This is a genomic window from Jatrophihabitans sp., from assembly GCF_035474675.1.
Lineage (GTDB): Bacteria > Actinomycetota > Actinomycetes > Mycobacteriales > Jatrophihabitantaceae > Jatrophihabitans_A.
The window spans coordinates 1-20914 of record NZ_DATINC010000054.1 but is presented as its reverse complement, the minus strand read 5'-3'; the positions used below and the strand labels follow the sequence as shown (position 1 = coordinate 20914).

Annotated in this window: 19 protein-coding genes and 1 pseudogene; 3 read left to right on the top strand and 17 right to left on the bottom strand. The window is 72.1% G+C overall.

All coding sequences use genetic code 11. From position 1 onward, the window contains the following. The first annotated feature begins 72 nt into the window (after positions 1-72). The gene (locus tag VLJ82_RS06300; RefSeq protein WP_408662474.1) at positions 73-1722 is read left to right on the top strand and encodes a hypothetical protein; all 1650 of its coding nucleotides are present in this window, start codon (positions 73-75) and stop codon (positions 1720-1722) included. Positions 1723-1731: 9 nt separating this feature from the next. Here the strand turns inward: VLJ82_RS06300 and VLJ82_RS06295 are convergent, their stop codons facing one another. The 6 genes from VLJ82_RS06295 to VLJ82_RS06270 all read right to left on the bottom strand — a co-directional run bounded on the left by VLJ82_RS06295 (position 1732) and on the right by VLJ82_RS06270 (position 8414). After that, positions 1732-2586, bottom strand: a complete 855-nt coding sequence (locus VLJ82_RS06295; RefSeq protein ID WP_408662473.1) for a DegV family protein — start codon at positions 2584-2586, stop codon at positions 1732-1734. Positions 2587-2596: 10 nt separating this feature from the next. Continuing rightward, positions 2597-5539: a leucine--tRNA ligase gene (gene leuS, locus VLJ82_RS06290; protein WP_408662472.1), complete on the bottom strand. Its 2943-nt coding sequence runs from the start codon at positions 5537-5539 to the stop codon at positions 2597-2599. Positions 5540-5779: 240 nt separating this feature from the next. Continuing rightward, positions 5780-6424: a histidine phosphatase family protein gene (locus VLJ82_RS06285; protein ID WP_408662471.1), complete on the bottom strand. Its 645-nt coding sequence runs from the start codon at positions 6422-6424 to the stop codon at positions 5780-5782. Then, entirely contained in the window at positions 6424-6855 is a 432-nt protein-coding gene (gene rsfS, locus VLJ82_RS06280; RefSeq protein ID WP_408662470.1) for a ribosome silencing factor, read from the bottom strand. The genes VLJ82_RS06285 and rsfS overlap by 1 nt, the downstream gene beginning before the upstream one ends. A gap of 67 nt (positions 6856-6922) precedes the next feature. Next, a complete protein-coding gene (gene hpf / locus VLJ82_RS06275; RefSeq protein ID WP_408662469.1) occupies positions 6923-7528 on the bottom strand; it encodes a ribosome hibernation-promoting factor, HPF/YfiA family in 606 nt (201 codons plus the stop codon). 103 nt (positions 7529-7631) lie between these two features. Further along, entirely contained in the window at positions 7632-8414 is a 783-nt protein-coding gene (locus VLJ82_RS06270) for a ComF family protein (RefSeq protein WP_408662468.1), read from the bottom strand. Between the two features lie 287 nt (positions 8415-8701). On the opposite strand from VLJ82_RS06270, the gene VLJ82_RS06265 reads away from it, so the two are divergent. After that, positions 8702-9145 carry a hypothetical protein gene (locus tag VLJ82_RS06265; RefSeq protein ID WP_408662467.1) on the top strand — a complete coding sequence of 148 codons (444 nt, stop codon included), beginning with the start codon at positions 8702-8704 and terminating at the stop codon, positions 9143-9145. A gap of 357 nt (positions 9146-9502) precedes the next feature. Here the strand turns inward: VLJ82_RS06265 and VLJ82_RS06260 are convergent, their stop codons facing one another. The 9 genes from VLJ82_RS06260 to VLJ82_RS06220 all read right to left on the bottom strand — a co-directional run bounded on the left by VLJ82_RS06260 (position 9503) and on the right by VLJ82_RS06220 (position 19268). Then, entirely contained in the window at positions 9503-11326 is a 1824-nt protein-coding gene (locus VLJ82_RS06260) for an LpqB family beta-propeller domain-containing protein (RefSeq protein WP_408662466.1), read from the bottom strand. Next, positions 11323-12969, bottom strand: coding sequence for an MtrAB system histidine kinase MtrB (gene mtrB, locus VLJ82_RS06255; protein WP_408662465.1), 1647 nt, complete (start codon positions 12967-12969; stop codon positions 11323-11325). The genes VLJ82_RS06260 and mtrB overlap by 4 nt, the downstream gene beginning before the upstream one ends. Continuing rightward, complete coding sequence (gene mtrA, locus VLJ82_RS06250; RefSeq protein WP_408662464.1) at positions 12966-13655, bottom strand: MtrAB system response regulator MtrA; 690 nt, start codon at positions 13653-13655, stop codon at positions 12966-12968. The genes mtrB and mtrA overlap by 4 nt, the downstream gene beginning before the upstream one ends. A gap of 79 nt (positions 13656-13734) precedes the next feature. Further along, the gene (gene manA, locus VLJ82_RS06245) at positions 13735-14940 is read right to left on the bottom strand and encodes a mannose-6-phosphate isomerase, class I (protein ID WP_408662486.1); all 1206 of its coding nucleotides are present in this window, start codon (positions 14938-14940) and stop codon (positions 13735-13737) included. Positions 14941-14990: 50 nt separating this feature from the next. Continuing rightward, a complete protein-coding gene (locus tag VLJ82_RS06240) occupies positions 14991-15929 on the bottom strand; it encodes a cation diffusion facilitator family transporter (RefSeq protein ID WP_408662463.1) in 939 nt (312 codons plus the stop codon). A 73-nt stretch (positions 15930-16002) separates the two neighbouring features. Beyond that, on the bottom strand, positions 16003-17136 hold the full coding sequence (locus VLJ82_RS06235) for an SIS domain-containing protein (protein WP_408662462.1): 1134 nt from the start codon (positions 17134-17136) through the stop codon (positions 16003-16005). Further along, positions 17133-17387, bottom strand: a complete 255-nt coding sequence (locus tag VLJ82_RS06230) for a Trm112 family protein (RefSeq protein ID WP_408662461.1) — start codon at positions 17385-17387, stop codon at positions 17133-17135. Before VLJ82_RS06230 ends, VLJ82_RS06235 begins: the two co-directional genes overlap by 4 nt. Before the next feature lie 11 nt (positions 17388-17398). Then, positions 17399-18772: a phosphomannomutase/phosphoglucomutase gene (locus VLJ82_RS06225; RefSeq protein ID WP_408662460.1), complete on the bottom strand. Its 1374-nt coding sequence runs from the start codon at positions 18770-18772 to the stop codon at positions 17399-17401. Between the two features lie 139 nt (positions 18773-18911). Further along, the gene (locus VLJ82_RS06220) at positions 18912-19268 is read right to left on the bottom strand and encodes a DUF3499 domain-containing protein (RefSeq protein WP_408662459.1); all 357 of its coding nucleotides are present in this window, start codon (positions 19266-19268) and stop codon (positions 18912-18914) included. Positions 19269-19376: 108 nt separating this feature from the next. Here VLJ82_RS06220 and VLJ82_RS06215 point away from each other — a divergent pair, with 108 nt between their 5' ends. Then, complete coding sequence (locus VLJ82_RS06215; protein ID WP_408662458.1) at positions 19377-19844, top strand: metallopeptidase family protein; 468 nt, start codon at positions 19377-19379, stop codon at positions 19842-19844. A 69-nt stretch (positions 19845-19913) separates the two neighbouring features. Here the strand turns inward: VLJ82_RS06215 and VLJ82_RS06210 are convergent, their stop codons facing one another. Beyond that, complete coding sequence (locus VLJ82_RS06210) at positions 19914-20174, bottom strand: WhiB family transcriptional regulator (protein WP_408662485.1); 261 nt, start codon at positions 20172-20174, stop codon at positions 19914-19916. Between the two features lie 261 nt (positions 20175-20435). After that, a pseudogene (locus VLJ82_RS06205) lies at positions 20436-20914 on the bottom strand (7,8-didemethyl-8-hydroxy-5-deazariboflavin synthase); the annotation flags it as partial.

Below are 20914 nucleotides of genomic sequence, written 5' to 3'. Positions count from 1 at the left end.
CGAGGACGCCCGGAACCGGCCGTCGGGGCATCTGTGGGAAAAGCTGCTGGTTGTGGATGGGACACTGCGAAGGTGCCCGTGACGTCCGTGCCCGCCGCGTCCGTCGGTGCGCCGCCGGACCGGTCGCGGCGTCCGGCGGACCTGGCCAGGCGGGTCTGGCAGTCCGGATACCGGCCCACCCTGATCGCGACCGGGTTCGCCGTGCTGCTGGCGTGGGGTTTCCTGCTGTTGCCGCCGATGAACTCCGACCTCGCCGCGCAGCTGGCCCGGGCGGACTTCGCCAGCAGGTACCCGGTCTCGATCATCGACTTCCGGTGGTTCGGCGGCACCGTCGAGTACGGCTACACCCTGTGGGCCTCGGCGCTGATGGCCCATCTCGGCACCAAGGTCACCGGGGCGCTGGCTGCGGTGATCGGCACCTGGTACACCACCCGGCTGCTGAACCGCCTGCAACCCGCCCGGCCGGTGCTGGGCGGGATGGCTGCGGCCGTCACCCAGGTGGCCAACGTGGTCGAGGGCCGGATCACCTTCGCCTGCGGGCTGGCCTGCGGCCTGGTCGCGATCACCCTGTTCACCACCACCCGAGTGCCGCGCTGGCTGGCGGTGTCGCTCGCGGTGCTGTTCAGCCTGCTCTGCGGCGGTGCCAGCCCGGTCGCCGCGCTGCTGCTCTGGGTGGCCGGCGGGGCGGCGTTGCTGATGCGACGCCCGCTCGCCGCCGCGGTGCTGATCGTGCCGTCGGGCCTGTCCACCGCGGTCACCTCGGTGATCTTCGGCGACGGCGGCCACCAGCCGTTCACCTTCGTCGACTGCCTGAAGTCGCTGACGGCGCTGGCGATCGTGCTGGCCACGGTGCCCCGCCGCTGCCATCCGATCCGGCTCGGCGCCGGCATCGGGATCGTGCTGCTGATCGCCGCCTTCCTGCTGCCCACCCCGGTCGGCTCCAACGCGACCCGGCTCGGCGTGCTGTTCGCGCTGCCGATCGCCGCCTCGTTCGTGCACTGGCGCACCCGGGTGCTCACGGCACTGGCGCTGATCGCGATCCTGGCACTGCAACTGCCGGTCAATCCGGCCACCATCGCCAGCACCGGCCGGGTCTCGGGCTACAGCGCCTACTACACCGCCCTGTCCGAGGAGATCCGGTCCCGCGGCCCGCTCACCGGACGGGTCGAGGTGCCCGAGATGGCCGGCCACTGGGACTCGGTCTACCTGGCCCGCGGGGTGCCGCTGGCCCGCGGCTGGCTGCGCCAGACCGACGTCCGGCTCAACGACGCGATCTTCTACAAGCGCAAGCCGACGCTGGTGTCCTACCAGCAGTTCCTCACCGACAACGCGGTGCAGTACGTCGCGGTGCCCGACGCCGAGCTGACCGCCTTCGGCCGGGACGAGCTGGCGCTGATCGCGACCGGCCTGCCCTACCTCAACCCCATCTGGCGCAACGCGCACTGGACGCTGTATGAGGTCGTCGACTTCGCCGCGCTGGTCGACCCGCCGGCCCAGGTGCTCAGCCAGCAACCGGACGCCATCGTGGTCTCGGTGCCGGCGAACAGCTCGATCTGGGTGCGGCTGCGCTGGTACCGCTGGCTGGGCATGGAGAGCCAGGACAAGCAGGCCTGTATCGCGCAGGACGGGCTGTACGTCAGGCTGAACACCGGCCCGGCCGGCGGCAACTACACCTTCAACTCCCGGTTCCCGATCGGCACCGGCCACTGCCCGAAGGGCTGAGCGATCCGTTCAGCGTTTGGTGACGCACACCCCGAGCAGCCCGGGCCCGACGTGCGCGCCCACCACCGCCCCCACCTCGGACTCGTACAGCTGGCCCAGGTGCGGCAGCGCCTCCTTGAGCTGGCCGGCCACCTCGGCGGCCCGGTCCGGGGAGGCCAGGTGCTGCACCGCGACGTCCACCGGGTCGGTGCCGGCCGCCCGCACCGTCAGCTGCACCAGCCGGGCGATCGCCTTGGACGCGGTCCGCACCTTCTCCAGCGGCATGATCCGGCCGTCGGACAGGTGCAGCAGCGGCTTGACCGCGAGCGCGGTGCCGAACCGGGCCGCCGCCGTTCCGATCCGGCCGCCCCGGTGCAGCCACTCCAGCGAGTCGACGTAGAACAGCGCCGAGGTGCGCTCCAGCGACCGGCGGGCGGCCTGCTCCACCAGCTGCGGGTCGGCGCCGCTGGCCGCGGACCGGGCGGCGGCCAGCACCGCGAAGCCGAGCGCCATCGCCGCCGACCGGGAGTCGATCACCCGCACCACGTCCGGGTCGAACTCGGCCGCCGCCAGCCGCGCTGAGTCGCAGGTGCCGGACAGCTCCGCCGACAGGTGCAGTGACACCACGGTGCTCGCCCCGGCATCCAGCGCGGCCCGGTAGACCTCGACGAACTCGGCCGGCGTCGGGCGCGAGGTGGTCACCGGAGTGCGGACCCGCAGCGCGGCGCACACGTCGGCGGGCGTAACGTCCACGCCTTCCAGCCCGGTCCGGCCACCCAGCTGCACCTGCAGCGGCACCACCTGCACGCCGAGTTCCTCGGCCACCCCGCCGGGCAGGTAGGAGGTCGAGTCGGTGACCACCGTGACCTGCTGCTGCACCGCCATCTGCCGAACGTTAGACGACGAAGTTGATCAGCCGGCCGGGGACCGTGACGACGCGCTTGCCGGGCCTGCCCTGCAGCGCCGCCGCCACCTTCTCGTCGGCCCGGGCGGCGGCCTCCAGGGCGGCCGGGTCGGCGTCCGCGGGAACCGAGATGACCGAGCGCACCTTGCCGTTGACCTGCACCGGAATCTCGATCCGGTCCTCGGTCAGCAGCGCGGGATCGACTTCGGGGAACTGCTGCCAGGCCAGCGACTGCTGGTGCCCGAGCCGGGCCCACAGCTCCTCGGCGGCGTGCGGGGCCAGCGGCGCCAGCATCAACGTCAGCGCCTCGGCCACCGCCCGCGGCGTGCCGCCGTCCGGGTAGGCCTGGGTGACGGCGTTGTTCAGCTCGGTGATCCGGGCGATCGAGGTGTTGAACCGCAACATCTCATAGCCCTCCCGCACCGCGGCGATGGTGCGGTGCAGCAGCCGGTTCAGCTCCGGCGGCACCTCGACGTCGGCCACGTGCGGCTGGCCGGTCTGCTCGTCCAGCACCACCCGCCAGATCCGCTGCAGCAGCCGGTACGGCCCGACGATCGCCTTGGCGTCCCACGGCCGGGACTGGTCCAGGGGGCCGGAGAACATCTCGAACAGCCGGAAGGTGTCGGTGCCGTAGCCGGCCACGAACTCGTCCGGGGTCACCACGTTCTTCAGGCTCTTGCCGATCTTGCCGAACTCCCGGTTGACCTGCTCGCCCTGGTGGAAGAACCGGCCGTCCCGCTCGCTCACCTCGGCCGCCTCGACGTAGAAGCCGTCGGCGTTGGTGTAGGCCGGCAGCTGCAGCATGCCCTGGTTGACCAGCCGGGCGAACGGCTCGGAGCTGGAGACGTAGCCCAGGTCGTGGAGCACCTTGTGCCAGAACCGGGCGTACAGCAGGTGCAGCACGGCGTGCTCGACCCCGCCGACGTACAGGTCCACCCCGCCCAGCGGGCGTTCGGCCGACGGGCCCATCCAGTACCGCTCCACCTCCGGGTCCACCGGCGCGCTGGAGTTGGTCGGGTCCAGGTAGCGCAGCTCGTACCAGCAGGAACCCGCCCAGTTGGGCATGGTGTTGGTCTCGCGCCGGTACCGCTTCGGCCCGTCGCCCAGGTCCAGCTCGACGTCGACCCAGTCGGTCAGCCGGCCCAGCGGCGGCTCCGGTTCGGAGTCGACGTCGTCGGGCGGGTAGGACTTCGGGGTGAAGTCGTGGGTCTCGGGCAGCAGCAGCGGCAGCATGTCCTCCGGCAGCGCGATCGGCTGGTCATTGTCGTCGAAGACGATCGGGAACGGCTCGCCCCAGTACCGCTGCCGGCTGAACAGCCAGTCCCGCAGCCGGTAGGTGGTGGCGCCGCGACCGGTGCCGGTGCGCTCCAGGTAGTCGATCGTGGCGGCCTTGGCCTCGGCCACGCCCAGGCCGTTGAGGTCCAGCTCGTCGTTGGCGGAGTTGATCGCCGGCCCGTCGCCGGTGAAGGCTTTACCGTCGAAGCCCTCGCTGGGCTGTACCGTGCGCACGATGGGCAGGCCGAAGCTCTCGGCGAAGTCCCAGTCGCGCTCGTCCTGGCCGGGCACCGCCATGATCGCGCCGGTGCCGTAGCCCATCAGGACGTAGTCGGCAACAAAGATCGGCAGCTGCGCCCGGGTCACCGGGTTGGTCGAGAATGCCCCGGTGAACACACCGGATTTGGTCTTGGCGTCAGCACCCTGGCGGTCCAGGTCGGTCTTGGCGGCGGCCTCGGCCTGGTAGGCGGCCACCGCCTCGGCCGGGGTGGTGTAACCGCCGGTCCAGGCCGCGGGGGTGCCGTCCGGCCAGGCCGGCGCGACCAGGCCGGCTACCAGCGGATGCTCCGGCGCCAGCACCAGGTAGGTGGCCCCGAACAGCGTGTCCGGACGGGTGGTGAACACCGTCAGCGAACCTGCCGGCGTGCCGAACGCGACGTGCGCGCCGACCGAGCGCCCGATCCAGTTCTTCTGCATGGTGCGGACCTTCTCGGGCCAGTCGATGGCGTCCAGGTCGGCCAGCAGCCGGTCGGCGTAGGCGGTGATCCGCAGCATCCACTGCCGCAGCGGCTTGCGGAACACCGGGAAGTTGCCGCGCTCGGACCGGCCGTCGGCGGTGACCTCCTCGTTCGCCAGCACGGTGCCCAGGCCCGGGCACCAGTTGACCGGCAGGTCCGCGACGTAGGCCAGCCGGTGCCGGTCGACCACGGTGCGCCGCTGCACGGCGTCCAGCTCTGCCCACGGCCGGCCGAAGTCGTTGGTGCCGGCGTCCGGCTCCCGGCTGCCGGCGTCCAGCTCGGCGATCAGCTCGGCGATCGGACGGGCCTTGTCGGCCTGGTGGTCGTAGAAGGAGTTGAAGATCTGCAGGAAGATCCACTGGGTCCAGCGGTAGAACCGCGGATCGGTGGTGGACACCACCCGGCGCTGGTCGTGGCCCAGCCCCAGCGCGCGCAGCTGGCGGCGGAAGGTCTCGATGTTCTGGTCGGTGGTGGTCGCCGGGTGCTGGCCGGTCTGCAGCGCGTACTGCTCGGCGGGCAGGCCGAAGGCGTCGAAGCCCATGGTGTGCAGCACGTTCTCGCCGCACATCCGCCGGTAGCGGGCATAGACGTCGGTGCCGATGTAGCCCAGCGGGTGCCCGACGTGCAGCCCGGCACCGGACGGGTAGGGGAACATGTCCAGGATGTAGGTGTGCGGCTTGCCGGCCACCCGCTCGAACCCGTCGCTCAGCTCACCGCTGGGGTTGGGGGCGTCGAAGGTACCGCGGTCGAGCCATTCGGCCTGCCAGCGCGCCTCGATCTCGTTCGCCAGCGCGGCGGTGTAGCGGAACGGCGGCGACTCCTCGCCCGGCTGCGCTGCGCTGTTCGGCTGCGCGGTGTCCTCCGGCTGCGCGGTGTCGTCCGGCTGCGCGGTGTCGCTCGGCTGCGCGGTGCTCGCGGTCATGCTGGGTCTCCTGGTCGGAATGCGTCGAGGGAATTGGGCCGGTGCTGGAGCGTTCAACAGGCCCCCGGACAGACGAAGAGCCCCTGCGCGGAAGGCAGAGGCTCGAGCCGCACTGGTCGGAGGAAGCTGACTCAGCGCGGCTCGGTAAGGAGCAGGCAGGTACCCATGGCCCCGATACTACCCGCGGGCCGTCCGGACGAATGCGCGGCCGGTACCGGCCTGCTCCGGGACAGCCTCCGGTCAGGCCTCGGCGTCGGAGTGCTCGCCGTCCGGGGCCAGCAGCGGAATGACCGGACCGGGCGGGCCGGCGTTGTGTGCGCGCAGCGTCCAGCCGTCCCCGCCGTCGCGCAGCTCCGTCCAGTGGCAGTTGGCCAGCGGGCCGAGGATGGACGGGGTCTGCGGCAGCCCGAGCAGCGCCGCGGACAGGCACATCGAGGTGGCACCGTGGCTGACCAGCACCGTCAGCCCGACCTCGGGCAGGTCCCCGAGCGCCTTGACCGCCCGGGTGGCGACGTCCTGCCGGCTCTCGCCCCCTCGGCGCACCACGTCGCGGCCGGCCAGCCAGTCGGCGAATTCCGCCGGGTAGCGGGCCTGCACCTCGTCGCGGGTCAGGCCCTGCCAGTGGCCCAGGTGCCGCTCGCGCAACCGCTGGTCGAAGACCAGCTTCTGGCCGGTCAGGGCCACGACCTTGCGCGCGGTCTGCTCGGCGCGGCGCAGGTCGGAGGAGACCACCAGGTCGGGATGCATGGCCGCGATCAGCGCGGCGACCTCCAGTGCCTGCACCTGGCCGACCTCGTCCAGCGGCGGGTCCTCCTGGCCCTGGTAACGGCGTTCGGCGTTCCAGGCGGTCCGACCGTGCCGCAGGATGACCAGCCGGCGCTCCACTAGGCCTCGTCCGTCGGCCCGATTCCGCTACCGGGTGCGACGGCCTGACCTGACCCGGTTGCCGCCGGCGGCCGGCCGTCGTCGAACTCGATCACCGGGCAGTCCTTCCACAGCCGCTCCAGCGAGTAGAAGACCCGCTCCTCGGCGTGCTGGACGTGCACCACGAAGTCGGAGTAGTCCAGCAGCACCCACCGGCCGTCCCGGCCGCCCTCGCGGCGCAACGGCTTGCTGCCGGCCAGCCGCAGCTTCTCCTCGACCTCGTCGACGATCGCTTCGACCTGCCGCTCGTTGCTGCCGGTGACGATCACGAAGACGTCGGTGATGGCCAACCGGTCGCTGACGTCGATGAGGACGATGTCGGAGGCCAGCTTGTCGGAGGCGGCCTGCGCGGCGATGCGGGCAAGCTGAACGGCGCTGTCGGTGGCGGTCATGATCGTCCAGGATACCGGCCGGTGGCGGGCCGGCCCGCCCCGTGACCGGCCACCGGCACCGGCGGGGTCACTCGACGAGCCGGATCACCCCGTAGTCGTAACCCTTCCGCCGGTACACCACGCTCGGATGGCCGCCGTCGGCGTCGGCGAAGAGGTAGAAGTCGTGGCCCACCAGTTCCATCTCGAACAGCGCCTGGTCAACCGTCATCGGCTTGGCCGGGTGTTCCTTGATCCGCACCACCTGGCCAGGACCGTCGGTCAACTCGTCGTCGAGGGCCGGCTCGTCGTCGGGCCGGGAGGCGATGAAGGCCTCCGGCTCGATCAGCGCGCCGGTGGCCGCCGCGACCGAGGTGGGGGTGTGCCGGCCGTGGTGCACCCGGCGGCGGTCGGCTGACTGCCGGAACTTGCGGGCCAGCCGCTCGACGGCGAGGTCGAGGGCCTTGTAGAAGTCGGCCGCGCAGGCCTCTACCCGTACCACCGGGCCGCGGGCCCGGCAGGTTATCTCGACCCGCTGGCAGATCTCGGATTGCCTGGGATTCTTCTCGTGGAGGAGTTCGACATCAGCCCGGAATATCCGCTGGTCGTAGCGCTCGACCTTCGCCAGTTTCTCCGCCACGTGTTGCCGGTAGTGGTCGGGCACCTCGACGTTGCGGCCCCTCACGACAATATCCACGCGACCTCCTGCTGCTCGCGACGTCCCGAGCCACAGCCGGACAGGCCGGTCCCCCCAAGTTGGCCGGCCCGAGCCGGAGCCCGTTGCGCCTTAAATCGGTAGGTCATATGAACGCTAGCCGTTCCCGGTTGATCTGCCCAGTCGGAACGTGCCGATGTCGCCCGGCCGGAACCCCGCGGTGATCGCTGCGCAGCCGGGTCGCGGCGATCACCGCGGCGCCGGCCACCTGCCAGCCGGCCGCCCGCAGCGCCCGGTCGGCCTCGGCGAGGGTGGCGCCGGTGGTGACGATGTCGTCGACGATCAGCACCGGCCGGTCGGTGCTGACCGGCTGCGCCGCCATCCGGCCGGCCAGGTTGGCCGCCCGCTGGGCCGCCGGCAGGTGGCTGGAGTCCCGGCCGCGGCCGGTCAGCCGCAGCACCGGGAGCACCGGCAGTCCGTGCGGCGCGGCGGCCTCGGCGGCCAGCCGTAGCAGGTGGTCACCGCCGCGCTGGCGGGCCGCCGACCGGCTGGAGGGCACCGGCACCAGGATCGGCCGGCCGTCGGGGCTGGCCAGGCTGTCGGGGCCGCCCGGGCTGTTGGGTCCGCCTGGGCTGGCCGGGTTGCCGAACCGGCGGCGGCCGGTGTCGACGGCGTCGCCGAGGTAGCCGGCCAGCGGACCGACCAGCGCCCGCTGGCCGCGCTCCTTGAAGGCCAGCAGCGCCTGGCGCAGCGCACCGCCGTACTCGCCGGCCGCCACCACCGGCGGGACGCCCGGTGCGGCCGGCAACGCGACCTGATACGGAACCGACGGCGGCCGGCAGTGCGGGCACCACACCGCATCGCCCCGGCCGCAGCACACGCAGGTCGACGGCCACACCAGATCCAGCAAGTCGGGCAATACCCTCATACCAGCTACCTTGCCCGACTGCAGAGGGCCGTGCCCGCCCGGCGCCGGGTCTGTGGATAACCGGCGATATGCGGGTTGAGGGACCCAGTCAGCGACGGGGGTATCTGGGTCAGCCCGTTCGGGGCATGCCGACGGTCAGCCGGGAGCGCAACAGGTAGGGCAGCGCGCGGCGCTGGTGGTCGGTGCCGTACAGCCGATCAGGTATTTACCAAAAGCCCCAAAGGGATTGACTTGTCGTGTTTGGCCCGCGTAGATTGCTCGCACTTCCTCCGGATGGGAGCCCCGTGATGCGCAAACTCTTGACTGCCGTCTCCGCCCTGGTGGCGGCATTGGCATTCTTCGTCGTCGGCAGCCCGTCGGCGAACGCGTTCGGCAGCGAAGTGCTCGGCTGCGACGCCGGTGGCGCTTGGTCGGCCAACTCCTGCGAGAGCAGCGCGCTGCCCGCCTACCACTTGGTGACCGTCAATTTCAGCCCACACAACACGTCCGGCACGTACAGCACGTCCTGGTACGTCCACAACGCCAATGGCGTCGCCATCACCCAAAGTTGCTACGCGAACTACGGCAACACACCGTGTTTCAACGGCAGCTGTCCCGCAGGGTCGATGCAGTGCAGTATCGTGGTGCGCGTGGGGCCCACCAACGATAAGGTCTTTACCGCCGCCTTGACCCTCACCCAATCAGGCCAGACCCGAACCATCACAGCAGCAGCCACCATCCCGGCGGGGTGACACTGGCTCTGGGTCGGCGCTGCTTGCGAGTTGCCTTCAGAAATCCACTTTGGCTAGCAGTGGTTTGTAGGTCAACCGCCATCCCAGCAACATTGCTGAGTATTAGGCGCATTCTCTTGGAGTTGCTGCGCTTGCAATTAGTGTATAGGAAATCGAACTGGTGCAAGTAGCGCTGCAAATGTTCCCACGCTGACGTGATGGTAAGTGCCGTCCAGTGAGCGCTTTAGTTCCGAGAAGTACCCTCATTGAGGTTCGTGAATATATTGCCTCGCGCGTATTCCCCCGGCGGAGTGGTTGACGTACTCGTGTGCGGCTCCCCGCCGATCCAGCTCTCGTCTAACCCTGTTCGAACCGCCCTTACCAGGGGGCGAACACCGGATTGATGCCCGGCGTGGCGGCGTCGCCGGGGTAGGGCTTCCAGCCGCCGCTCTCCAGAATCCAGATCGAGTCGCTGGCCGACACCAGCGGCAGCTGCTGCGGGGCGGCGGCGATCGAGGTGGCCGGCCCCGGCAGCCCGGCAGTGGTGTAGGCCGGCTTGCTGATCTCCGAGCCGTCGGAGGACACCGGCTGGACCCGAGTTTCGTCACCCGGCTTGCGAGCCAGCAGCAGCAGTTTGGTGGCGTCGGTCCAGGCCAGGTCGCTGATCGCCAGCTCGGCCGGTGTGAACGGCTGGAATGCGTCGATCCGGATGTCGCTGGAGGAGACCACCACCGAGCCGATCCAGGCCGTCAGCGTTCCGTCGGCACCGCGCAGCACGGCCGCCAGCCGCACCCCGTCCGGGCTGAACCGCAACGCCGTCACCTGGCCGAGCGGCAGGCCGCCCACCGACGAGGTGATCGAGACCTGCCTGGCGATCCCGTTCATGCCGACCCGGTAGATCGAACCCCGGGTACCGACGCCGACCCACGCGTCGGCGTCGGCGTCGCCGGTGCGCGGACGCCACTCCGGCCGGCTCAGCACCCCGGCCGGCAGCCTGACCCGGACCAGCCTGCTGGTCGAGCCGACCTGCAGCCGGTTGCCGCCCACCGCCGCCACCTGCAGCTCGCCGGTGGTGGTGTGGCGCAGTGCCACTGACGTCAAACCTCGGCCCGGCTGGCCCAGCGGCCCCGCGATCGGCTTGTCGTTGGTGCCCTTGATAACCGCGCCGGCGCGCACGAAGTAGGGCTCTGCCGCCGGAGCCACGCTGTCCGGCAGCGCGGAGGAGAAGTCGGCGGCCACGAAGGTGGGACCGTGCCCGGCCGGAACGGCCACCGGACGGCCGGAGTCGGTCAGCGTCAGCTGGGTGCCGGAGGCGAACCGGATCTGGGTCAGGGTGTAGGCCAGCTGGGCGGCGAGCCGGTTGCGCCCGTTGGCGTCCAGCTGGCTGGTGCCGGGCATCTCCACCTTGATCGGGTCGCTGTTCTCCACGGTCGCCCCGGTCACCTTGTCGGGCACCTCGTTGATCACCGACTGGGTGAGCTCCGGCCGGGGACCGGTCACCAGCGCGGTCAGCAGCCAGGTGGCCAGCGCCTGCCCGCCCAGCGCGCTGTAGCGCAGGTCGGGCACCAGCACGGTCTCGGACAGGTCGTAGAAGTACAGCCTGCGGGCCTGGTAGGAGCGGTCGAAGGAGGTCTTGCTGAGCAGCACCCCGGGCTGCAGCTGGTTGATCCGCCACTCCCCCTCGACCTGGACGAGGTCGTAGGAGAACGTCTCCACGTCACCTATACCGACACCCTTCAACGACGGGGTGTACACACCCTTGTCGTCGAGCCCGCCGACCCGGGGGCCGGACACCTCGACCCGTGCGGTGCCCGCCCCGGTGATCGTGGCCACCCCGACGCTGACCTCGTTGAGCACCGTCACCGCGTTGTCCTGCCACTTGCGGGACGCGGCGTTGGTGAGGAACTGCCGGGCCTGGGAGTGCCGGGCGTCGGCAGCCACCGACGCGGTCAGGAAGTCGGTGACCAGGTCGCGCGGCTGGGCCCCGACCTTGGGGGTGATGTTGGCCTGCCCGTCCGGGCCGCCGTGGTCGATGGTGCGCACCACCAGCGGGGCGGTGTCGGTCGGCACGCCGGTGCAGCCGGCCAGCAGCACCACGACCGGCAGCAGCAGTGCGGCCAGCACCGAGCTGCCCCGGCTGAGGGAGCATCGCAGCGAGGAACGAGCGAGGAGCGGACCGAAGTGACTGCCCCGCTTCCTCATGCCAGCACCCCCGGCGGCTCCAACGGCAGCGGTGAGCCGCTCAGCTGGCCACCGGCCACCCGGGGCAGCGTCATCCGGAACACCGCCCCGTGACCCCGCGCGCCCCACGCCTGCAGCCAGCCGTGGTGCAACCGGACGTCCTCCAGGCTGATCGCCAGTCCCAGCCCGGTACCGCCGGTCAACCGGCTGCGGGACGGGTCGGCGCGCCAGAACCGGTTGAACACCAGGGCGGCCTCGCCCGGACGCAGCCCTACGCCCTGGTCGCGCACCGTCACCGCCACCGAGGCGGAGTCGGCGGCGACCCGGACGATCACCGGCCGGCCCTCGGCATGGTCGAGGGCGTTGCCCAGCAGGTTGCGCAGCACCCGCTCGATCCGGCGGGCGTCCATCTCGGCGACCACCGGCTCGTCCGGCAGCTCGCAGCTCAGCTCCACCCCGTGCCGGTCGGCCAGCGGCCGGGCCGTGGCCACCGCCCGCTCCACGATGCCGCGCAGGTCGGCTTGCTCGGTCTCCAGGTGGGCATTGCCGGCGTCGTAGCGCGAGATCTCCAGCAGGTCGGCCAGCAGGCTCTCGAAGCGGTCCAGCTCGTTGCTCAGCAACTCCACCGACCGGGCCAGCTCGGGTGCGAAGTCCTCGCGGCGGGTGTAGAGCAGCTCGGAAGCCATCCGGATGGTGGTCAGCGGGGTGCGCAGCTCGTGGGAGACGTCGGAGGTGAACCGCTGCTGCACCCGGGACAGGTTCTCCAGCCGCTGGATCTGCTGCTGCAGGCTGTTGGCCATGTCGTTGAACGACTCGCCCAGCAGCGCGATGTCGTCCTCGCCGGAGACCTTGATGCGCTGGGACAGCTCGCCGCCGGCCAGCCGGCCGGCGGTCTGGGCGGCCACCCGGACCGGGCGCACCACCTGGCGGGTGACCAGCGCGGCGATCATCGCCACCAGCAGCACCAGGGCCAGGCCCGCGATCAGGACGGTGCGCTGCACCAGCCCCAGGGTCCGCTGCTCGGCGGTGAGCGGGAATAGGTAGTACAGCTCGAAGGCGCCGGCCTGGGTGGTCATCGGCTGCCCGACGATCAGGCCGGGCACCTCACCCGGCTGGCCCGGGGTCCGGACCGGCGCGTACTGCACGGCCAGGGTGCCCCGGTCGACCTGGCGGCGCAGCGCGTCCGGAATCGGCTGGCTGACCGGCAGCTGACGGTTCACCGCCTGGTCGACTGAGCGGACCACCTTGCTGAACAGGGCCCCGCCGCCCAGGGTCGCGGTGGACTGGGTCGGGGTGGCGATGATCTTGTCGACGGCGTCCCGGATGTTGACGGGGTCGCCCGGCGCCACCCCGTCGAAGGCGGCGTTGGCCGCCTCCAGGCCCAGCGAGGCCTGGGTGATCGAGGCGTCCCGCTTGGCCTTCAGCACGCCGTTGCCGATCTGGTCGACCAGGAACTGCCCGATCAGCAGCACGATGAAGCTGGTCACCAGGATCGTGGTGGTGGCCACCCGCAGCTGCAGCGAACGCCGCCACCGGGCCGACAGCGCCGCCAGGCCCGGCCGGAACCGGCGGTCCAGCCAGCCGAACGCGGCCTGCCACCACTGGTACGCCCGGGCCGGCAGCCCGTCCAGCCCGCCGGGCAGGCCCCGAGCGGCAGGGTTCACGGCGGCCCGGCTTTGTAGCCGACGCCGCGGACGGTCAGCACCACCTCGGGGCGTTCCGGATCGCGTTCCACCTTCGAGCGCAGCCGCTGCACGTGCACGTTGACCAGCCGGGTGTCGGCGGCGTGCCGGTAGCCCCAGACCTGCTCCAGCAGCACCTCACGGGTGAAGACCTGCCGGGGCTTGCGGGCCAGCGCCACCAGCAGGTCGAACTCCAGCGGGGTGAGCGAGATCTGCACGCCGTCGCGCACCACCTGGTGGGCCTGCACGTCGATGCTGACCGCCGAGTCCGGCGGGCCGATCTGCAGCGTCTCGCCGCCGGCCTCGTCGTAGCGGCGCAGCCGGGCCCGCATCCGAGCGGTGAGCTCCTTGGGCTTGAAGGGCTTCACCACGTAATCGTCGGCGCCGGACTCCAGCCCCAGCACGATGTCGACGGTGTCGGACTTGGCGGTCAGCATGATGATCGGGGTGCCGGACTCGGCCCGGACGGCGCGGCAGACGTCGATGCCGCTCATCCCCGGCAGCATCAGGTCCAGCAGCACGATGTCCGGCTTGACCTCGCGGAAGGCGGCCAGGGCCCGTGAGCCGTCGGGTACGAACGCCGGCTCGAAACCCTCCGAGCGCAGCATGATGCCGAGCATCTCGGCGAGTGAGGAGTCGTCGTCGACTACCAGAACGCGAGGTTTCATCGTCCCATCGTGGCACCTTCACGGCCCGGTCGGAGGCAGGACGCCCACAGCCGAGCCGCCGGAGTCGATCTCCGGAAACTCAATGGTAGGAGCCGGGCGCCAGGTTGGTGGCGGCTACGAATGCCCGACCACTGCCCGAGACGCTGCAGGCCGGATCGCCGGGGGCGATATAGACCGATTCCCAGCGCCGCAGGGTCCGCCGCTCCGCGCCGCAGCGCACCGTCACCGGGCCCGCGCCGCTGAGCAGCAGCTGCGGGCCGTCGGCCGGCTCCAGCGGCACCGCCGCCCCGGACAGCTCCAGCACCGAGAGCCGGAAGTCCGGCACCGGCACCTCGAAGACCCGCTGCCCGGGTGCCGTCCGGGACGGCTGCCAGCGCGGCTCGGCGAGGCTGGTGAAGTCGGCCACCCGCAGCAGCTCCGGTACGTCGACGTGCTTGGGGGTCAGCCCGCAGCGCAGCACATTGTCGCTGTTGGCCAGGATCTCGATGCACACCCCGCGCAGGTAGGCGTGCACGTTGCCGGCGCCGAGGTAGATCGCCTCGCCGGGCGCCAGCCGGACGTGGTTGAGCAACAGCGCCAGCACCGCGCCGATGTCGCCGGGAAAGTCCTCGGCGGCCAGCACCGAGGCCCGGGCCACGCCCGCCCACGGGCTGTCCCGTTCGGCCAGCCGGCGGCAGCCGGCCACGGTGGCCGCCACCAGCTCGGCGCGGGCGTCGCCGGCCAGTCCCAGCAGGCTGGTGAAGGTGGCCCGCAGGCCGTCCGGGCCGGCCAGCATCGACAGGTAGCAGGCCAGCCCCGGCACCGCCAGCTCCGCCAGCAGTTCCAGGGTGGCCGGCACCGGCCGGAACCCGCAGAACGCCTCGAAGTCGGTCAGCGCGTAGGCCAGCTCCGGCTTGTGGTTGGCGTCGCAGTAGTTGCGCCCGGCCGAACCGCGCGGCAGGCCGGCGCGCTCCTCGGCGGCGAAACCGGCCTCGGCCTGGGCGCGGCTGGGATGCACCTGGATCGACAGCGCCCGCTCGGCGGCCAGCACCTTCATCAGGAACGGCAGCCGCGGCCCGAACGCCGCCAGGCTCGCCTCCCCCAGCCAGTGCCGCGGGTCGGCGGCGATCAGCTCGTCCAACGCCGGCCGGTCGGGATGCTCGGCCCACCGGGACGGCTCGTCCGGATGGGCGCCCATCCACAGCTCGGCGGCCGGCCGGCCGGTCGGCTCGACGCCCAGCAGGTCCGGAATGGCGCGTACCGAGCCCCAGGCGTACTCCCGGATCGCGTTGTGCAGCCCGATCAGCCGCGGCTGGCCGGTGCCGGCGGGCTGCTCGCCCAGTCGCCGATCGGCCGTCACGGGCCGCCGCCGGCGAGTTCCGGACGGTAGATGTCGGGCTCCAGGTAGATCACCCGGGCGGTGGGCTCGGCGGCCCGGACCCGGGCCTCGGCGGCGTTGATCGCGCCGGCCACCTCGTCCAGCGTGCAGCCCGGTGCCATCGAGACCTTGGCCGCCACCAGCACCTCGTCCGGGCCCAGGTGCATGGTGCGGGAGTGGATCACCCCGGTGATGCCGCCGGCCGGGTCGCCCACCAGCGCCGACTCGATCCGGGCCACCGCCGCGGGGCTGGCCGCCTCGCCGAGCAGCAGGCTCTTGGTCTCGATGATCAGGACGACCGCGACCGCGATCAGCAGCGCCCCGATGCCGACCGTGCCGATGCCGTCCCAGACCGGCTGGTCGAGCAGCGTGGCGAGCCCCACGCCGACCAGCGCGAAGGCCAGGCCCACCAGTGCGGCGAAGTCCTCCAGCAGCACCACCGGCAGCTCCGGCACCTTGGCCCGTCGGATGAACTGCGGCCAGCTGGCCTCGCCCTTCAGGCCACGGGACTCCCGGATCGCGGTGCGGAAGGACAGCGACTCCAGGATGATCGCGGCCACCAGCACGCCGATGGCGATCAGCGGCGAGTCGACGTGGTGCGGGTCGCTGATCTTGTGGATGCCCTCGTACAGCGCGAACAGGCCGCCGACGGTGAACAGCACCAGCGCCACCAGGAACCCGTAGACGTAGCGGTCCCGGCCGTAGCCGAACGGGTGCTCCGCGGTGGCCTGCCGCCGGGACCGGCGGCCGCCGAGCAGCAGCAGCCCCTGGTTGCCGGAGTCGGCCAGCGAGTGGACGGACTCGGCCAGCATCGACGACGAGCCGGTCAGCAGGAACGCGATGAACTTGATGACCGCGATGCCGACGTTCGCGCCGAGCGCGGCCAGCACCGCCCGGCTGCCGCCGTGCGCGCTCACGCCAGCACTCCGGGACGGTTCCGGCCGGTGATCCCGGTCGGCCTGCCGGCTTGCTCGGCTGCGGTCCAGCGGTTCAATGTGGCAGCTCCCCCAGTCTCGGCGCGCACGGGTCGATCCCGCGGGCAAGGGCCAGGTACGTCGCGGCGAAATCCCCGGTGGCCGAGGCGGCGGCGAACCGGACCAGCGGCGGGGCGTCCGGCACCAGGATCCGGGAACTGCCGATGCTGCGACTGGCGGCCAGTCCGGCCAGCGCCGAGGCGGCCCGCCGGCCGGCGTCGTCGCCCAGGCCGTCCCACGGGCTCTGCTGCGGCTCGCCGAAGCGGTCGTCGTCGCCGATCAGCACCAGCCGCGGCCGGATCGCGGGCTCGGACACCCGGTCGGCGAAGAAGTCGGCCTCGGTGGCGGCGAACTCCAGCAGCGAGCCGATCCGGGCCACGTCGTCCGGCAGCGCCGCGGCCATCGCGGTGGACCCGCCGATCAGCTGCACCGCGCCGGCGAACCGCCGGGCGGCCACGGTGGCGGTCTGCCCGATGCCGGCGATCACCGGCACCGACTCGGCGAGCTCGGCGGCCAGCAGCTTGGCAGGCCCGGTGTAGGCGGAGGAGTCCGGACGGTCGGTCTCGGCCACCTGGTCCAGGCTGTCGGCGACCTGGTCGAGCAGCTCGGCGGTCGGGGCCAGGCCGAGCGCGTCGAGGGCCTGCAGGGCCGGGGTGGCCAGCGCCCACCACAGCGCCCGGGGCGGTATCGGGTCCAGGTGGCTGACGTCGGCCACCGGGTGCCGGCCGGCAGCGGCCGCCACCGGCGAGCGGACCGGGGCGGCCACCGCGATGACCATGCCGCGCCGGTCGGCCTGGGCGACCAGTTCGGCCAGCCGCGGATGCCGGCCGTCGGCCGAGACCGCCAGCAGCGCGTCGGCGGGACCGACCCACCGCGGCAGGGTGGGATCGCGCCAGTCGATCACCGGCGCGTTCGCCGAGGCGAGTGCGGCCAGCAGGTTGGACAGGTACGGAGCGGCGGCGTCGGCGGCCACCAGCACCGCCCGCGGGGTGGGCGAGTCGCGCAGCCGGTCCAGGCCGAACTCGGCGGCGGTCTCGACGCTGCGCCGCACCTGCGCGCCGGCGCCGGCCAGCGCCCGCAGCAGGCCGCCGCGGTCGGCCGCGACCAGCGCCTGCGGGTCGTCGAGCAGCTCGTGGGAGAAGGCGGTCACGGAGTGGTTCCCGGCGGCTCGTCGGTGGCCGACTGCCCGGCCGGCTCGTCGGCGGCCGGCACGCCCAGGCCGCGCGGGCCGGGCACCGCCTCGTCGGCCAGCAGCACCGGAATGCCGTCGGTGACCGGGAACCGGCTCAGGCAGCTGGTACAGACCAGCTCCTCGCCACTGCCGCTGGTCTCCAGCCGCAGCGGGGCGTGGTCGGCGCTCGGGCAGGCCAGGATCGCCAGCAACTCGGTGGAGACGGACACGGGAGTACCTCCTAGGACCGGATGACGGCCAACGCCTCGTCGCGGACGGCGGCCAGCGCGGTGGGTGTGGGAGCTTCGACGTTGAGCCGCAGCAGCGGCTCGGTGTTGGAGGCCCGGACGTTGAGCCAGGAGCCGTCGGCCAGCTCCAGGGTCAGCCCGTCCAGGGTGTCGCTGGCCGAGGTGCGGTCGGCGAACCGGTCGCGGACCGCGGCCACCTTGGCGTCCTGGTCGGCCACCGTGGAGTTGATCTCGCCGGAGGCGTGGTAGCGCTGGTAATCCGATGTCAGGGCGGCCAGCGTGCCGTCCTGCTCGCCGAGCGCGGCCAGCACGTGCATCGCGGCCAGCATGCCGGTGTCGGCGCGCCAGAAGTCGCGGAAGTAGTAGTGCGCCGAGTGCTCGCCGCCGAACACCGCGTCGGTGACGGCCATCTCGGCCTTGATGTAGGAGTGCCCGACCCGGGTACGGACCGGCCGGCCGCCGTGCGCGGCGATGATCTCGGGCACCGCCTTGGAGGTGATCAGGTTGTGGATGACCGCCGAGCCCGGCGCCTTGGCCAGCTCCCGGACGGCGACCAGCGCGGTGACCGCACTCGGCGAGACCGGGTTGCCGTCGGCGTCGACGACGAAGCACCGGTCGGCGTCGCCGTCGAAGGCCAGCCCGATGTCGGCGCCCACCTCGACCACCCGGCGCTGCAGGTCGACCAGGTTGGCCGGTTCCAGCGGGTTGGCCTCGTGGTTGGGGAAGCTGCCGTCCAGCTCGAAGTACAGCTCGTCGATCTCCAGCGGCAGCGGGGCGAGCACGGCACTGCCGAGCACCGCCGGCACGGTGTAGCCGGCCATGCCGTTGCCGGCGTCCACCACCACCTTCAGCGGCCGGGACGCCGACAGGTCCACCAGGCCGCGCAGGTAGCCGGCATAGTCGGCGAGCAGGTCGCGGCTGGTGACACTGCCCGGCCGGTCCGCCGGCGCGGGCAGGCCGGTGGCGAGGTAGTCCTGGGCGAGGCTGCGGACCTCGGCCAGACCGGTGTCCTGCCCGACCGGCTGGGCGCCCGGCAGGCACAGCTTGATGCCGTTGTAGCGGGCCGGGTTGTGGCTGGCGGTGAACATCGCGCCCGCCAGGCCCAGCTGGCCGCTGGCGAAGTACAGCATGTCGGTGGAGGCCAGCCCGATGTCGACCACGTCGGCGCCCTGGCTGGTGGCGCCGTCGGCGAACGCGGCCAGCAGCTCGGGGCCGGACGGGCGCATGTCCCGGCCGGCGGCCAGCGCGCGGACCCCGGTGATGGTCACGAAGGCTGCGCCCAGCGCCCGGGCTACCTCGGGGTCGAGCTGGTCGGGAACGATTCCCCGGACGTCGTAGGCCTTCACGATGTCGGAAAGGTTGATCACCCTGCGGACGCCTCTCCTGGCGGTGTCGGTGCTGAGCGTCGGCTCGCTCAGCCGCACGGAGCCAGCGACGGCAGCGGCTCCGGTGCTTCTCGTGTGGTCTGCCAGCCTAGGCGATGGCCAGCGGACCCGAGCCGGTGGCTCAGACCGGCGGCGGGACCACCCGCAGATGCCCGCGCCGGCCGGTCAACCCGTTGTCGTCGCCCCGGACCTCGCGCGGCAGCTCCACCCGGGCCGCCTCCCGGACGGCGTCGGCCAGCGCCTCGAGGTCGTCGGCGTGCGGGATCGGGGACGGGAACTCGCCGGCGTGCCGGACCACCTCCCAGCCCCGCGGCACGGTCAGCCGGACGGCGTGCTCCTCGCACAGGTCGTAGGAGTGCGGCTCGGCGAAGGCGGCCAACGGGCCGACCACGGCCGTCGAGTCGGAGTAGATGTAGGTCAGCGTCGCGACGGCAGACTGACTGCAGCCAGTGCGGGTACAGCGACGGACATGCCTCACAGCGGCCGACACTAGACCCCGGCAGCGCCTTTGCCGGTGAGCGACGTGCCGGGACCGCAGACGTTCGTCGCCGCGTGTCGCCCGCCGTGCCGCACTAGGCTCGCCGGCATGGGAAGCGACAGGCCGGCCCGGCGCCCGGGCCGGCGACGGGACCGGCACGGCCGGGGGCTGCGCGGGATGCTGGCACCGCGGCCGGTGCCGATCGCGCACAGCCGGGGCGATGCCTTCGACGCGATGGTGCTGCATGCCGTCGACCATCTGCAGCCGCGGCTGGCCGAGCAGCTGGCCCAGGTGGAGTTCGCGGTGGAAGACGTGCCCGACGTCAGCCACCGCGGGACGGCCGACTACGACTTCGACTCCGACATCCTCGACGACAACGCGGTGCCGCTGTCCCGGCTGTACCGCAACGGAGTGGCCGGGATCAACGTGCCGGTGATCGTGGTCTACCGGCGGCCGCTGGAGAGCCGGGCCTCGCAGAGCGAGGACCTGGCCGACCTGGTGCATGACGTGGTGGTGGAGCAGGTGGCCCGGCTGCTGGGCCGGTCCACCGAGGAGATCGACCCGCCCGCCGAGTGACTGCCGCGGCGGGCGAGGTGGAGCTGGGTGCGGGCCGGCCGGCGTGCCAGCGGCCCGCGGGCGAAGCTGTCAGACGGCCCGGCGCTTGACCCGGCGGCGCTCCCGCTCGCTCAGGCCGCCCCAGATGCCGAACCGCTCGTCGTGCTCCAGCGCGTACTCCAGGCACTCGCCGCGCACCTCGCAGCCGACGCAGATCTTCTTGGCCTCACGGGTCGAGCCGCCCTTCTCCGGGAAGAACGCCTCGGGGTCGGTCTGGGCGCACAGCGCGCGCTCCTGCCAGCTCTGCTCCTCAGGAAGGCCGAAGATCGCCGACAGGTCCGCGTCTGCCAGGTGCGAGGTATCGGTCACGGGTGTCTCCTACGAAGAATGGAAGTGGACCTGCCGGGGTGCCCTGCTCCCTGGAGAGCTGTATCGGCTGCTGTGAGGCTCACATAAGCCGTACGACACACTTGGAATTACACCCGTGTCGTTCCCCATAAGTCAAGCGGAGGTCTGCTATTCGCGTGAAATTGGTATTGCAGACACAATCACTGGGACGACAGAGGCGGTTGGGACGTCCGGGGCCTGCCCGGCGAGCCTAACCGAGCCCGCTCAGGAGGGTTCGGGCAGCCGTCCGTAGGAGGTGCTGCGCTGCCGGGCTGGCCGGCCGGCCAGCCGGGCGACCGCCTCCAGCTCCGCGACGGAGCGGCGCGAGCCGTGCTCGGAGCCGGCCATCCGCGAGATGGTTTCCTCCATCAGCGTCCCGCCCAGGTCGTTCGCCCCGCCGCGCAGCATCTCGGCCGCCCCCGCCTCGCCGAGCTTGACCCAGCTGGTCTGGATGTTGGCGATCTTGCCGTGCAACAGGATCCGGGCCATCGCGTGCACCGCCTTGACCTCGCGCTGGGAGGCCCCGGCCCGGGCCAGGCCCGCCAGGTAGATCGGCGACTGGTTGTGCACGAAGGGCAGCGGCACGAACTCGGTGAAGCCGCCGGTCTCGTCCTGCAGCCGTCCGATCAGCCGCAGGTGCGCCACCCAGTGCCGCGGGTGGTCGACGTGGCCGAACATCATCGTCGAGGTGGTCGGGATCCCCA